This is a genomic window from Streptomyces sp. NPDC051211, assembly GCF_040689505.1.
Classification (GTDB): domain Bacteria; phylum Actinomycetota; class Actinomycetes; order Streptomycetales; family Streptomycetaceae; genus Streptomyces.
Window position 1 is genome coordinate 14,283 of the sequence record NZ_JBFBAV010000005.1, and the last position, 14,608, is coordinate 28,890.

Below are 14,608 nucleotides of genomic sequence, written 5' to 3' on the forward strand. Positions count from 1 at the left end.
GGCTGCCGGCATCACGCACTGTAGGGGAGCAGCAGCGCTGGGCAACACCCCGCCTCGCCACTCCCCCCGCTCCAGGGACCTCCCTGAACCCGTGACCCCCGTGCACACACGGACCCGCCGCAACACACCGCTCAAACCAGTTCGGGCTGCGGCTCCCGTCGCGGTTCGGGCAGACTCACCGACGCGGCCTGCCGCTCCCACAGCTTGGTGGTCCGTACGTAGCCGTAGACCACCGAGGCCATCGCCAGCACGACCAGCGGCCCGAACACCCACGGATGTCCGGCCATCTCCATCGACAGATAGCGATAAGACACCAAGAGCACGGCGAAGACCGCGGCGCCGTAGGCGACCAGCCGGATTCCCGGCCGGTCCCAGCCACGGGCCTGCGAGCGCAGCGCCGTCTCGATCGTGAGCGTGAACACCACACCGGCGACGATGTCCGCGCCGTAGTGGTAGCCGAAGCCCAGCGTTGCGCCGAGCGTGGCGATCAGCCAAAACGTTCCTGCCCATCGCAGGGCCCGCGGCCCCTTGCGGGAATGGACGAAGATCGCGGTGGCCCACGCCGTGTGCAGACTGGGCATGCAATTGCGCGGGGTGTCCTCGTCGAAGAGCATCGGCTGCGGGGTGCCGACCGGCGGCGGCGTGTCCGGCCAGAGGTCGGCCACCGCCCACTGCCCGCCATCGGCGCCGTAGGCGAAGATCGGCCCGACCACCGGGAAGATCATGTAGATGCCCGGGCCGAGCAGACCGATGACCAGGAAGGTGCGCACCAGGTGATGGCCCGGGAAGCGGCGCTCGGCCGCCACGTGGCGCAGCTGGTACAGGGCGACGACGACGGCCATCACCGCGAGCTGGATGTAGACGAACTCGAGGACGCGGAAGCCGACCGTGCCGGTGGCCTCGACGATCCGGCCCGCCACCCATGACGGGTTGCCCAACGCCTGATCGGCGGTCGCCACGTACTGGTCGAGCACCGTGGGGCGGGTCTTCGTCGTGAGCAGCAGCCAGGTGTAGCCGGTCTTACGGCCTGCCACCAGCAGCAGGGCCAGTCCGACGCCCTTCAGCAGCAGGGCACGCTCGCGGCCGGTGCGGCGGGTGAGGGCGATGACGGCACAGGCCAGGGTCACCCACAGCGCGCCGGTGCCGAACATCATCTCGGCGCCGACCGCCCACCGGACGAGCCAGAAGACGAGGTCGATGCCGATCGCGGCGCCGACGGCGATGAACCGCTGCCGCCAGGTGAGCACCACCATCATCAACGCCATACTGGCGTACAGCACCGTCCCCGATTGGGGGGCGAATATCACCTCTCGCGCCTGGACGGTGATCGGACCCGGCACGCCGTACCGGCGCGCGGCGATCTCCAGCGCTATGAGGAATCCGAGGGCTACCACACTCACCGCTGCCCACAGCATGACGCGTGGTTGACGCCATGCAGCGGACTTGATTCCGCCGTTTATTCGCGAAAGCACTCGCGTTCCCGTAGTCAATTGTCAGCCGATTTTCATATTTCAACGTGATCGTTGTTAACTCGAACATGCTAGCGGAACGGATGGGTTTCGCTGAGGCGCGCAGCCAAGGAGCACCTAGAGGCTGCGAGTGCCCCGTCGCCCCCGTCGCTTCACTCCCAGAACGGCGAGCGTGGCGGTGCGCAGGCAGGTCGCCGCTTCTTCCACCGTCATTCGGCCCGCCCCGACTTCGTCCCCCGCGGCATGCCCGAGGGCGGTGATCGCGGCCACCAGCCAGGCAGCGGGCGAAGCGTGGTCGAACTCACCTGCCGCCTGCCCCTTTTCGATCAATCGGGTCAGCCGGGCCGCGACGGGTTCATGCCGGGCCCGGTCGGATTCGGCGCCGACGGAGGTGTTGCCGAGCTGCAACAGCACCGGGTGCTGCTCGAACAGTCGCCAGCCGATGTCCTGCAGCCGTAGCAGCGCCTCCAGGGCGGACCGCTCGTTCGCTTCCGCCTCGTCCATCGCGGCCATGGCCTCTCCCGTGATCCGGTCGGCCACCGCCTCCAGCAGGGCGTCACGGGTACCGAAGTGTGCGTAGACGGTCTGGCGCGTGACCCCGGCCGCGGCAGCGATGGCCGCCATGCCGGCATCGTGCCGCTCGGCGAGCAGCCGAACCGCGGCGTCCAGCACCGCGACCCTGCTCCGCTCGGCGTCGGCACGCCGGGGCCGAACGCGCGAAGGACCCTCCGAGCTCTCTGAAGCAGACAACTATTACATCCTTGTCAGAAATCAATTCGTATGCATATCTTACATCCATGTAAGCGATCGTCACGGGGTGCGGCCCCGCCCGTCCGGCTGGAGCGTCATGAAACCTCTCGGAGGGCAACCGCCCGAGCAGTTCGTCGCCGATTTCTTCACCACCTTCACCGAGGCCGTCGTCCACGGTTCGGAGGAGGCCGCCGACCTGATGGCCAGGTACTACACCCGCGATGTGGTCCAGGTCGCCGACGGTGTACGGCTCGACTGGGACCGGCTCGTGGCCCACCTCCGACCCGTACGCAGGAACCTGACCGCGTTCCGCTTCGAGGTGCACGAGGCGCTCGCCGACGGCAATCGGATCGCGGCCCGCTTCACGATCCACGCCCAACTGCGCAAAGGCGGACCTGTCACCACACAGGTGCACATGTTCGCGGAATTCACCCCCGACGGCCTGCTACGACGAGCCGAGCAGCTCACCCGAGCCGTCGACCCCGCCGAACCCACCGAGCCCGCCGAACCCACCGAGCCCACCGAACCCACCGAGCCCGCCGAACCCGCCGAACCCGCCGACCCCGAGCTGCAGAGGTAGCCGCATGCGCATCCGACTCGTCCAGGGGCTCGCCCTGCTGTCCACCGGCGCCCTCGCCGGCGCGTTCGGCTACGGGGCGGCCAACCTCGTCCCCACCTTCGACGCGGTGCCGCTCGAGATGAGGCTGTCCTTCCACGCCCGGCTCATGGAGATGAACGGCATCACCATGCAGGGCGCCATGGCACTCTCCGCACTCAGCGCCGCGACCCTCGCCGTCATGACCCGGGGCACCGCACGACGACTGGCCGGCGGGGCGGGGCTGCTCGCACTGGCGTCGTTCCTGATCACGCGGCTCGGCAACGTCCCCATCAACGGCCGGATCAAGCAATGGGCCGCCACCTCCGCACCCCCCGATCACGCCGAGATCCTGGCCCGTTGGGAAGCGTTCAACTACGCGCGCACGGCCGCCGCGTTCGCGGCATTCGCGCTGCTGATCGCCCTCTCCCTCAGCCGGCGCCACACGGCCGCGCATTCCCACGAGCACCCCTGATGAGCTTCAGCCGACCTCGATGCCGATCACGCAGGTGTCGTCGTCCGTGTCGGACCGGCTTTCGGCGAGGAGGCGGTCCAGCCGACCGTCCAGATCCCCGGCTCCGGCGGCCGCCGCGTTCATGAGATGGCCGAGCGAGTCCTGAACCGAGCAGTCCCGCCGTTCCACCAGCCCGTCCGTGAACAGCAGCAGGGTGTCATCCGGTTCGAGCTGCACCTCCCGCTCGACGTACGTGACATCGGGCAGGGCTCCGAGGAGCAGGCCCTCGATGAGCGGGAAGGCGTCGGCCTCGCCCCCGCGGACGAGCACGGGCGGCAGGTGGCCCGCGCGGGCCCAGCGCACCACCCTGGTGCTCGGGTCGAAGAGGCCGCAGACAGCGGTGGCGGTCACGTGCTCGGCCAGGTGATGGGTGACCGTGTTGAGCCAGGACAGCAGCTGGGCGGGGCCCGCGCCCGTGACGGCGAGGCCACGCAGGGCATTGCGCAGTACGACCATCCCGGTGGCCGCCTCGATGCCGTGACCGGCCACGTCGCCCACGGACAGCATGATCAGGCCGGAGGGCAGGACCACGGTGTCGTACCAGTCGCCGCCGACGAGCGACTCGGTCTCCGCCGGCCGGTAGCGGACGGCGACCCGCAGGCCCGGAGCCTCGATGGCCGGTGGCGTGGGGGGCATGATGGCGTGCTGGAGCTGGAGGGCCAGTCGGTTGCGTTCGGCGGACTCGGCCTCGGTGTGGGCGAGCTGGTCCCTGGTCGCGGCCAGCGCCACCTCGGTCCAGTGCTGCGCGGAGATGTCCTGGTAGGCGCCGCGTACGGCGAGCAGCCGCTGGTCCGCGTCGAGGACGGGCTCGGCGACGACCCGGATGTGGCGGGTGATTCCGTCGGGCCTTCGGAGCCGGAAATTGACGGAGGCGGGACGCCGGTGGCGGAGCACCGCCCGCAGGAAGCGGCCGAGGGCGGCGGAGTCGTCCGAATGGGCGTGGCCGGGCAGTTCCCGCAGTCGTACCGGGGGCGCGGTGGGCGGGAGACCGTGGAGCGCGTAGAGCTGAGCGTTCCAGGTGGTCTCTCCGGTGGCGAGGTTCTCCTCGAAACCGCCGATCCGGCCCAGGCGCTGGGCGTGCTGGAGGAGGTTGGCCAGCCGGGCCGTCTCGTCCTCGATCCGCCAGATCAGCAGGACGGCGGCGCCGTGACGGCTGACGCTGATGTCCGCGACCGAGGTGAGCGGGATCTGGTCGACGAGCGCGGTCAGGCTCATGCGCTCGGCCCTGAACGGCTCGCCCGTCGCGTGCACGCGCTCGATGACGTCGAACAGCCCGCTCTCGACGGCGGCCATCGGATAGGCCTCCAGCAGCAGCGCACCGTTGACGTCACCGCGCGGCCGTCCCACCGGATCGACGAACCGGCTGCCGACGTGACGGATGCGGAAGTCGCTGAGCCGGCCCTCGGGGTCGAGGACCGGAGTGAGCACCACGGCGGGATCCTGCAGCCCCTCGGCGAGGTTGATGAGTTCCGCGACGTCCGGGAGCACCGCCTCGGTGGTCGTGAGGTCGCGCGGGGGCGAGGCGTCCATGGTGCGGGCGCACAGCTCTGCGAGGGCCTCGACCTGGCGCTCGATCTGGGGGCGCTGTGGCGCCAGGGGCTGCGGCCAGCAGATTTCGAGGACGCCGTGGATCCGTCCGCCCGAGCCCGTCGGTACGGCCATCCGTCCGCCGTCGGGCCATTGGAGGTGGCCGATCGAGGGCAGTCCTTCGCGTTTGAGGCGGGCGAGGGTGACCAGCCGGCGCTCCCGCAGCGCGAGGCGGGCGACGGTGGCGACGCCCGGGGGTACGTGGCGCCAGCGGGCGGCCTCCCTGGACGGGAAGCCGGCATGGCCGGCGAGGGCCAGCGAGCCGTCGGGCACTGCGGTCCACACGGCGACGGCGACCGCCCCCAAAGGGCCCAGGGCGTTCGTCAGGAGGGACTCGGCGACCGCCTGGGTGTCGGCGGCGGCGGCCAGCATGCCGCTCTCGGCGGTGCGCAGCCGGACCGACACCGTGGACGGCTGCTCGGCCGGGTCGTCATCCGTACCGGTGCGCTCGACGAACGCGGCGGCGATCTCGCTGACGTGGTCGCGGGACGCCTGGTTGACGATGTCGGCGGCGAGTTCGAGGGGGGACATGCCGCTCTCGCGGCACAGCACGTCGAGCTGCCGTGCCGCCGCGGCCGGGGTGCAGTTCAGCTGCCCTATCAGGATGCCCTTGGCCAGTTCCACCAGGGCCCGGCCGTCGGCGGCCGCTTGCGCCTCCAGGACCTCCCGGCGCAGCCGTTCGACGGTGGCGACGAGGCGCCCCAACGGGGTCGGGGCCTGGTGCGGGATGGGTGTCGCGGCCTGGTCGCCGACCGGCGTCCCCGGCGGGCGCGCGCCGTCGTGCCGTTGGGTGTCCCCGGTCATCGGGTGAGCCAGTGCCGGACACGGGCGATGAGGTCGTCGGCATCCACCGGCTTCGTCACGTAGTCGCTGGCGCCCGCGGCGAGGCTCTTCTCCCGGTCCCCGGGCATCGCCTTGGCGGTGACGGCGATGATGGGCAGGGCCTCGTACTCCGGCATCCGCCGGATTTCGGCGGTGGCCGCGTAGCCGTCGAGTTCGGGCATCATCACGTCCATCAGGATGAGGTCGACACCCTCGTTGCGGGTGAGGGCGTCGATGCCCTTGCGGCCGTCCTCTGCGTGGAGCACGCGCATGCCGTGCAGTTCCAGGGCCCCGCTGAGGGCGAAGAGGTTGCGTGCGTCGTCGTCGACGACGAGGACGGTGCGTCCGGCCAGGTCACCGTCCTCGAGCACATGGGCGGCCTGCTGACGCTGCGTGTCGCCGTGTACGAGGGGCAGCGCGTCCCCCGGCTGCTCGGTGGACAGGTGGAGCGCGATGCGTTCGCGCAGCTCGTCCAGACTGGACAGCAGTTCCACCTGGCCCGATGCGGCCCGCGCCCGCACGGCCTGGTCCTGCACGGTCCCGGCCCGGGGGTTGTTGTGGGCGAGGACGGGGAGCGAGGAGAGGGCCGGGTCTCCGTCGAGCGCGTCGAGGAAGCGGAGCGCTTCGCCGTCGGGCATGTCCAGTTCCAGGACGACGCAGTGGAAGGAGCCGGATGCCAGGGCGGCCGCGGCCTCCTGCCAGCTCGTGGCATTGACCACGTGGATGCCGTCGTGCTCCCCCGCCGCCCGGTGGCGGGGGGCGACATCCCGGTCGGCGCTCTCGGCGACGAGGGAGAGCAGGCCGTTGGGGCGTTCCTCGATCACCAGCAGGCGGCGGGGCGGCCGCCGCTGCGCCGGGAGAACGGGCGCGTCCGAACGGCTCGGACCGGCCGCCTCGGACGTGTCGCCGGGTGAGAGCGTCACGGGGGCGTCGGTGTGGAGGGCGTCCTCGTAGTCCGCGCGGTTGACCGGCAGGTAGAGGGTGAAGGTGCTGCCCTGGCCGGGTGTGCTCTCCGCGGTGACGGCCCCGCCGAGGAGCTGGGCGATCTCGCGGCTGATGGAGAGCCCGAGGCCGGTGCCGCCGTACTTGCGGCTGGTGGTGCCGTCGGCCTGCTGGAAGGCTCCGAAGACGGACTCCAACTGCTGCTCGGGGATGCCGATGCCGGTGTCCCGTACCCGGAAGGCCAGAACGGGCCCGCGCCGGCGGAGCCCGGCGGGGACTTCGGGGGTTTTCGCCGGTTCGATCCGGAGCTCGACGCCGCCGCGTTCGGTGAACTTGACGGCGTTGGACAGGAGGTTGCGCAGGATCTGGCGCAGCCGCGAGTCGTCCGTGAGCAGGTCTTCGGGGGCGTCGGGGGCGGTGGTGACGGTGAAGTCGAGGCTCTTCTGCGTGGTCATCGGCCGGAAGGTGGCGTCGACGTATTCGAGCAGCTGGGGCAGGTGTACCCGCTCGGGGTTGATGTCCATCTTTCCGGCCTCGACCTTCGACAGGTCGAGGATGTCGTTGATCAGCTGGAGCAGGTCGGAGCCGGCCGAGTGGATGATGCCGGCGTACTCGACCTGCTTGGGGGTGAGGTTGCGGGTGGGATTCTGTGCGAGCAACTGGGCGAGGATGAGAAGGCTGTTGAGCGGTGTGCGCAGCTCGTGGCTCATGTTGGCCAGGAACTCGGACTTGTAGGTGGAGGCCAGCGACAGCTGTTGTGCGCGGGTCTCCAGTTCCTGCCGGGCCTGCTCGATCTCCAGGTTCTTGGCCTCGATGTCGCTGTTCTGGCTGGCGAGCAGGGCTGCCTTCTCCTCCAGCTCCGCGTTGGAGCGCTGGAGTTCCTCCTGCTGGACCTGGAGTTCCTCCGAACGGGCCTGGAGTTCGGCGGTCAGCCGCTGGGACTCGCCGAGGAGCTCGTCGGTCCGGGCGTTGGCGACGATCGTGTTGACGTTGGCGCCGATGGTCTCCATCAACTGGGCGAGGAAGTCGCGGTGTACGGGGGTGAAGGCGGAGAAGGAGGCGAGTTCGATCACTCCGAGGGCCTGGTCGTCCACCACGATCGGCAGGATGATCAGGCTGCCCGGGGTGGTGCTGCCCAGCCCGGAGGAGATGACGTAGTCGCCGGGGACCTGGTCGGTGGCGATGATCCGGTGGCTGCGGGCCGCCTGCCCGACGAGGGACTCGCCGAGGGCGAACCGGGTGCCCTGATCGGCGTGTGCGGGACGGCCGTAGGAGCCGACGAGGGTGAGCACGGTGCCGCCGGGGCCGTCCTCGGCGAGGTAGAAGGCTCCGTACTGGGCGGCGACGAGCGGCGTCAGTTCGTCCATGACGAGCTCGGCGACGACGGCGAGATCCCGGTGGCCCTGCATCAGGCCCGAGATGCGGGCCAGGTTGGACTTGAGCCAGTCCTGCTCCTGGTTGGCCCGGGTGCTCTCCCGCAGCGAACCGACCATGGAGTTGATGTTGTCCTTGAGTTCGGCGACCTCACCCGAGGCGTCGACCGTGATCGAGCGGGTCAGGTCGCCCTCGGCGACCGCGCTGGCGACCTCGGCGATGGCCCGGACCTGGCGGGTCAGGTTGCCGGCCAGCTCGTTGACGTTCTCGGTCAGGCGCTTCCAGGTGCCGGAGACGCCCTCGACCTCGGCCTGACCGCCGAGTCGGCCCTCGCTGCCGACCTCGCGGGCGACCCGGGTGACCTCGGCGGCGAAGGCGGAGAGCTGGTCGACCATCGTGTTGATGGTGGTCTTCAGCTCCAGGATCTCCCCGCGCGCGTCCACGTCGATCTTCTTGGACAGATCTCCGTTGGCGACGGCCGTCGTGACGAGGGCGATGTTGCGGACCTGGCCCGTGAGGTTGTTCGCCATGGAGTTGACGTTGTCGGTGAGGTCCTTCCAGGTGCCGGCCACATTGGGAACCTGCGCCTGTCCGCCGAGCCGGCCCTCGGTGCCGACCTCGCGGGCCACCCGCGTCACCTCGTCGGCGAACGCGGACAGCGTGTCGACCATCGTGTTGATGACCCCGGCCAGCGCCGCGACCTCGCCCTTCGCCTCCACCGTGATCTTCTGCGAGAGGTCGCCGCGGGCGACGGCGGTGGCCACCTGGGCGATGGACCGCACTTGACCGGTGAGGTTGGACGCCATGACGTTGACGTTGTCGGTCAGGTCCTTCCAGGTGCCGGAGACCCCGCGGACCGTGGCCTGGCCGCCCAGGTTGCCCTCGGTGCCGACCTCGCGGGCCACCCGCGTCACCTCGTCGGCGAACGCGGACAGCTGGTCGACCATCGTGTTGATGGTCTCCTTCAGCTCCAGGATCTCCCCCCGCGCGTCCACCCGGATCTTCTGCGTCAGATCGCCCTGGGCCACGGCGGTGGTGACCTCGGCGATCGAACGCACCTGTGCGGTCAGGTTGTCGGCCATGACGTTGACCGACTCCGTCAGGTCCTTCCACGTACCGGAGACGCCCTTGACGTCCGCCTGGCCGCCGAGCCGGCCTTCGGTGCCGACCTCACGGGCCACCCGCGTCACTTCCCCGGCGAACCCGGAGAGCTGGTCGACCATCGTGTTGATGGTCTCCTTCAGCTCCAGGATCTCCCCGCGCGCGTTGACGGTGATCTTCTGCGAGAGGTCGCCCTTGGCCACGGCGGTCGCGACCTGGGCGATGGAGCGCACCTGGGCCGTGAGGTTTCCGGCCATGAAGTTGACCGAATCCGTGAGGTCCAGCCAGGCGCCGCCGACTGCCGGTACGTCGGCCTGGCCGCCCAGCGTCCCCTCGGTGCCCACCTCGCGTGCCACCCGCGTCACCTCGGAAGTGAACAGCGACAGCTGGTTGACCATCCCGTTGAAGACGGTGGCGATCTCCCCGAGCAGCCCGTCCGCCCCGTCGGGCAGCCTGGTCCGGAAGTCCCCGTCGCGTACGGAAGTCAGCCCGGCCAGCAACTGGCGCAGCTCCGACTCGCCGATCCCGCCCTCACCCGGCAACGGTCGCGCCGCACTCAGTGAATCCGTGCCCGCCCGCTCGGCCATCCACCAACCTCACTCTCGATAACAACCGCTCCGGTACGCGGGACAGGACGAGCCCCCTGGCTCGGGGCACGCCGGAGCGCCCGGTTCCGCCGGGGTCCGTCTGCGCCGCAGTATCGGTCCGGTGAAGGCTAACGCCGCCGAAGGAACGACGGAGCACAGTCGATCACACCGTGCGGGGCACCTGGCGTCACTGCCGTGGAACGGTTCGGCGGTCGGCTGTTCGCTCCGCGCCGGTTCACGCCCCGAGGGCGTCCTCGACGCTCGCGTGCAGGGAAAGGACCGTATCGGCACCGGTCACGGCGAAGAGCCGTTGCAACTGCTCGCCGGGGGCGGCGATGCGCAGGGCGGTGAGATGGTGCATCCGCAGGAGCAGGTTCAGGAACGAGGAGTCCCCGAAGGTGACGGATCCTACGTCCAGAACCACGAGCGGGTGGCGGCCGGCCGCGGAGGACAGCGCCTCTTCCAGAGGGCCCAGCGTGTCCTGGTCGATCTCCCCGTGGGCGGCCACCACCCACCCGGCCGCCGCCGGGTAGCCGTCCCCGACCACACCCCGCTGGTCTGCGTCCCCTGCTCCGGTCATGTGTGCCTCCCCGGATCGCCGCCTGTACGTCCAACTCAAGGGAGTATGCCTGCTCGTTCCGGCGGCGGCGGCCGCCCCCCGGGCTCGGTCGCCGCCGCTTCGGGCGCACGGCACGCCGTCCGAGGAACAAACCGATGGCCACTGAAGGCGTGTAGCTCCGCGAAGCGGGGGCAGAAGCGCCCCGGCAGCCGTCAGTCAACCGGGAGGGAGCGGCCACCATGTCTGACTCGGCCACCGTCGTAGGCCCTGTTCGTTCAACAGACGTGCACATCCCCGCATATGACCGGGGCGCCGCGGAAACGCCAATGCAGGACGCGGACCCGTTCCGGGTGGACCACCCCCGTGAGATGGCGCCGGCGGACGCACGCGAACTGTCGCGGCTCTTCTTCGGGCGGCTTCGCACTCTGGAGGAGGGGACGCGCGAGTACCAGTACACGCGCAACACCCTGATCGAAATGAACCTATCCCTCGTCCAGTTCGCCGCGCGACGGTTCCGCGCCCGCGTGTTCGGCGGCGGTCTCGACATGGACGACATCATCCAGGTGGGAATCATCGGCCTCATCAAGGCCATCGACCGCTACGACGCCGAGCGCGGTGTCGAGTTCTCCACCCTCGCCCTCCCCTACATCATCGGCGAGATCAAGCGCCACTTCCGCGACACCACTTGGGCCGTGCACGTTCCGCGCCGCCTGCAGGAGCTGCGTACGGAGCTCGCCAAGGCCCAGGAGGACCTGACCGACGTCCTGGGCCGAGCGCCGACCGTCAAGGAGGTCGCCCTGCACCTGGAACTGTCCGAGGACGAGGTCATCGACGGGCTGGTGGCCGCGAACGGCTACACGAGCAGTTCCCTCGACGCCACCGGCGCGGACAGCGACGTGCCGTCCGAGACGAGCCGGACGACCCGACCGCTGGCGGAGCGCCTCGGCGAGGTCGACCCCGCCATGGAACTCTTCGAGGAGTTCCGGACCCTCGCGCCCCTGCTGGAACAACTGGACGAACGCGACCGGCGCATCCTGCAGATGCGCTTCGGCCAGGAGAAGACCCAGGCCGAGATCGGCGCCGAACTGGGCATCTCCCAGATGCAGGTCTCCCGTCTCCTCTCGCGAACCCTGGCCCGGTTGCGCGCCGGCATGCTCGCGGTATAGGCACGGGCCATGACGTCCTTCGTCCACCCCGCCCTCTTCTACCGGGACCTCGCCGAGTACCTGGCCGGGGTGGGCGCTTTCGTACGTGCCGCCCTGGCGGCCGACGAACCGGTCCTCGTCGCCGTGCCGGGCCCGCACCTGAACGCCCTGCGCGAGAGCCTCGGCTTCGCGAGGACGGCGGAGATCGCCTGGACGGACATGACGGAGCTCGGCCGCAATCCCGGCCGCATTCTGTCCGCCTTGCAGGACTTCGCCGACCGGCACCCGGGCCGGGCGGCCCGAATGGTCGGTGAGCCCATCTGGCCCGGCCGCTCCCCCGCCGAGGTCCTGGAGGCCACCCGGCACGAGGCCCTCATCAACACGGCCTTCGCCGGCCGGCCGGCCACCATCCTGTGCCCCTACGACGTACGGCGGCTGGCGCCCGCGGTGGTGGCCGACGCCCGGCGCACGCACCCCACGCTGGTGGAGGACGGCCGGGACCTGCCGAGCCCGGCTTACACCGACGCCTCCAGGGTCGGTGCGGACTGTGACCGGCCCCTGCCCGAACACGACGGCGAGGTGCTCCGGCTCGACTACTCCCACGGGGAGCTGGCCGAAGTGCGCGAGTACGCCGGGAGCTGGGCCCGCGGAACAGCCCTGGCCCCGGCGCGGCGCGGCGATCTCGTCCTGGCCATCAGTGAGGCGGCGGCCAACTCCCTCGCCCACGGGGGCGGGAAAGGCACCCTCCGACTGTGGACCACCGGCGGTGCCGGGGCGGGAGTGGTCGCCGAGATCCACGACGGCGGCCGGCTGGCGGACCCCCTGGCCGGACGCCGCCGTCCTTCCCCGGCATCGGCCCACGGCGGCCGTGGCCTGTGGATGATCCACCAGCTCTGCGATCTGGTCGAAGTCCGGGCCACGGACGGCGGCTTCACGCTGCGGCTCCACATGGCTACACCCTGAGAACGGGGGTCCCCTACACTGTCACGGGCATACGCGGGTGTCGCCGGGCCGCTGGGGGGCGTACGGAAATGGAGACCATCGGACCGGAAACGGGCCATCCGGTAAGTGCCGGCCTTCCCACCGGAGGGCAGCGCCGTCGGCTCGCCCTGGCGGGCGTCCGCGGCCCGGTGGCCAAGGGCCGCGACTTCACGCGCCAGGCCCTCCGGGACTGGGGCTGGGACGGGACCCGGACCGCCGAAGACACCCTGCTCCTCGTGTCCGAGCTGCTGACCAACGCGTCACTGCACGCGGACGGTTGTCACGAACTCGTGCTCACGGCCGGGGAGGCGGGCCTGCGCATCGAGGTGTGCGACGGCACGACGACGCTGCCCCGCCGCGACCCGGCCCCGCGGCGCGGCATCCCGGGCGGCCACGGCCTGCACATCGTGGAGCGTCTGTCCGATCGCTGGGGCGCGCGCACGCATGAACACGGGAAGGCCGTCTGGGCCGAGATCGAGGCCACCCGGCTGACGTCCGGCAGGCCGGCCGGCGCGCCGCCCGGATGACGGTCGACGGTGGGCCCGCGCCAGGCCGGGCTCGTCACCGTCCAGCCGATCGACGCGACCACCACCACCGCTGACGAGGCTCCGGCTTCGGCTCCGGCTGCCGTTGTCGTACGGCTCCGGGGCCGGCGGGGAGCCCGGCCTGTCGGCGGGTCCAGCGGTGCCACCAGTGCCTGCGGCGCGGGTGCACGGCCCGGCCCAGCCGTAGGCCGATCAGCAGGTAACCGAGCAGCGCTCCGGCCGTGTTGAGGATGACGTCGTCGATGTCGAAGACGCGTCCCGTGACGAGGGCGCCCTGCGTGAGCTCCACCAGAGTCATCAGGCAGACCGTCACGGCGGCGACCCGCAGCAGCCCCCGGGCCGAGGGCAGGAGCACGGGCAGGAGCACACCGAACGGCAGGCCCAGCAGCAGGTTCCCGCCCAGCTGGCGGACCGCCTCGGCCGTCGACGCGCCGTCCAGGTAGGCGCCGATCGAACGGCCGGGTCGGACATTGCTGTGCACGAGGGCTTCCGAGGCGGCGGACGGTTCCAGCGTCAGCCGGGCCAGGACCAAGCTGAACAGGACGGTCCCGATGAAGGCCGCCACCATGGCCAGCGCCCGGACGGCCGGGTGTGCCGGACGCCGCCGCCTCCCGGTGGCCGGTACGGCCCCTTCCCCCGACTCCTCAACGCGCCGCCGTGCGTGCCTCCATGTCATGCATGCGCGTCTACCCCGTGGACCGCCCCCTATCCGCGCACCCCCGGCGCATGCGCAGGACCCTGTCGGGCACGCGCACAACGTGACCGACATCCCCCGCACCGCGCCACGTCGAGCCAGTCCACCCGCCGCCACCCTCGTGACGCGCACCCGCGCCGCCTTGCGGCGTACGGCCGTCCGCGTCTGGACCGACAATCTCGCCGACCAAGCGGCCGCCCTCACCTATTACGCCGTACTGACACTCCTGCCCGGGCTCGTCATCGCGGTCTCCCTCGTGGGGCTGCTGGGCGAGGCGACGAGGAACCGGCTGATCATCGAGCTCACCTCGTACGCACCCCCTCAATCGGCGCAGGTGCTGCGCGACGCGCTCGCCGGCCTCTCGGCAGAGCCGTCCTCGGTATGGGCTCTGTTGATCAGCGGCTTTCTCAGCGCACTGTGGTCGGCGTGCAGTTACCTGGCCGTGTTCCGCCGTGCCCTGCACACGATGCACCGGGTGCCCGACATGCGGCCTCCGCTCCGTGCGGCCCACATGCTGGTCATCAACGCGGTGCTGGTGCTGGTCCTGCTCGTCGTCGGCGCCGTGGGACTGGTCGTGTCCGGGCCGCCGGCCCGATGGGTCGCACGGGTCGTCGGCGAGAGCAGCCCGGACAGCATCGCGCTCCTGCGCTGGCCCGTGCTGCTGGTGGTCGTCACCCTCCTGGTGCTGGTCCTCTTCCGTACCGGCCCGGCCCAGAGCCGGGGCACCCGCCGCGGCCTGCCCGGCGGCGTACTGTCGGCCCTGCTCTGGCTGGCCGCGTCGGGGCTCTTCACGCTCTACACGGAGCTGGACACGTACGGCCGGCTCTACGGCTCGCTGGCCGGCGTCGTGGTCTTCGTCGTCTGGCTCTGGCTCGCCAACCTGGCCCTGCTCACCGGCGCCCAGTTCAACGCCGAACGGGCGCGGGAGCCGAAACCGGGATGA

12 protein-coding genes are annotated in these 14,608 nt (G+C 70.9%); 6 read left to right on the forward strand and 6 right to left on the reverse strand.

Annotated elements, in window-relative coordinates:
* Positions 1-131 precede the first annotated feature (131 nt).
* Complete coding sequence (locus AB0447_RS07500; RefSeq protein ID WP_366475588.1) at positions 132-1,415, reverse strand: phosphatase PAP2 family protein; 1,284 nt, start codon at positions 1,413-1,415, stop codon at positions 132-134.
* Positions 1,416-1,586: 171 nt separating this feature from the next.
* Complete coding sequence (locus tag AB0447_RS07505; protein WP_366475589.1) at positions 1,587-2,141, reverse strand: TetR family transcriptional regulator; 555 nt, start codon at positions 2,139-2,141, stop codon at positions 1,587-1,589.
* A 175-nt stretch (positions 2,142-2,316) separates the two neighbouring features.
* Between AB0447_RS07505 and AB0447_RS07510 the strand changes: the two genes are divergently transcribed.
* Together AB0447_RS07510 and AB0447_RS07515 are read left to right on the forward strand one after the other, a co-directional pair.
* Positions 2,317-2,799: a nuclear transport factor 2 family protein gene (locus AB0447_RS07510; protein ID WP_366475590.1), complete on the forward strand. Its 483-nt coding sequence runs from the start codon at positions 2,317-2,319 to the stop codon at positions 2,797-2,799.
* Between the two features lie 4 nt (positions 2,800-2,803).
* Complete coding sequence (locus AB0447_RS07515; RefSeq protein WP_366475591.1) at positions 2,804-3,289, forward strand: anthrone oxygenase family protein; 486 nt, start codon at positions 2,804-2,806, stop codon at positions 3,287-3,289.
* A 6-nt stretch (positions 3,290-3,295) separates the two neighbouring features.
* On the opposite strand, the gene AB0447_RS07520 is transcribed toward AB0447_RS07515, so the two are convergent.
* From AB0447_RS07520 to AB0447_RS07530, 3 genes are all read right to left on the reverse strand, one after another.
* Complete coding sequence (locus AB0447_RS07520) at positions 3,296-5,719, reverse strand: SpoIIE family protein phosphatase (protein ID WP_366475592.1); 2,424 nt, start codon at positions 5,717-5,719, stop codon at positions 3,296-3,298.
* Positions 5,716-9,741 carry a HAMP domain-containing protein gene (locus AB0447_RS07525; protein WP_366475593.1) on the reverse strand — a complete coding sequence of 1,342 codons (4,026 nt, stop codon included), beginning with the start codon at positions 9,739-9,741 and terminating at the stop codon, positions 5,716-5,718. The genes AB0447_RS07520 and AB0447_RS07525 overlap by 4 nt, the downstream gene beginning before the upstream one ends.
* A gap of 235 nt (positions 9,742-9,976) precedes the next feature.
* Positions 9,977-10,321, reverse strand: a complete 345-nt coding sequence (locus AB0447_RS07530; RefSeq protein WP_366475594.1) for an STAS domain-containing protein — start codon at positions 10,319-10,321, stop codon at positions 9,977-9,979.
* Between the two features lie 305 nt (positions 10,322-10,626).
* On the opposite strand from AB0447_RS07530, the gene AB0447_RS07535 reads away from it, so the two are divergent.
* From AB0447_RS07535 to AB0447_RS07545, 3 genes are all read left to right on the forward strand, one after another.
* Positions 10,627-11,466, forward strand: coding sequence for a SigB/SigF/SigG family RNA polymerase sigma factor (locus tag AB0447_RS07535; RefSeq protein ID WP_366475596.1), 840 nt, complete (start codon positions 10,627-10,629; stop codon positions 11,464-11,466).
* Between the two features lie 9 nt (positions 11,467-11,475).
* Entirely contained in the window at positions 11,476-12,408 is a 933-nt protein-coding gene (locus AB0447_RS07540; protein WP_366475597.1) for a sensor histidine kinase, read from the forward strand.
* 68 nt (positions 12,409-12,476) lie between these two features.
* Positions 12,477-12,953 (forward strand): ATP-binding protein, encoded by a 477-nt coding sequence (locus tag AB0447_RS07545; RefSeq protein WP_366475598.1) that lies wholly within the window; start codon positions 12,477-12,479, stop codon positions 12,951-12,953.
* Between the two features lie 34 nt (positions 12,954-12,987).
* On the opposite strand, the gene AB0447_RS07550 is transcribed toward AB0447_RS07545, so the two are convergent.
* Complete coding sequence (locus AB0447_RS07550; RefSeq protein WP_366475599.1) at positions 12,988-13,647, reverse strand: VanZ family protein; 660 nt, start codon at positions 13,645-13,647, stop codon at positions 12,988-12,990.
* Between the two features lie 139 nt (positions 13,648-13,786).
* Between AB0447_RS07550 and AB0447_RS07555 the strand changes: the two genes are divergently transcribed.
* On the forward strand, positions 13,787-14,608 hold the full coding sequence (locus AB0447_RS07555) for a YihY/virulence factor BrkB family protein (protein ID WP_366475600.1): 822 nt from the start codon (positions 13,787-13,789) through the stop codon (positions 14,606-14,608).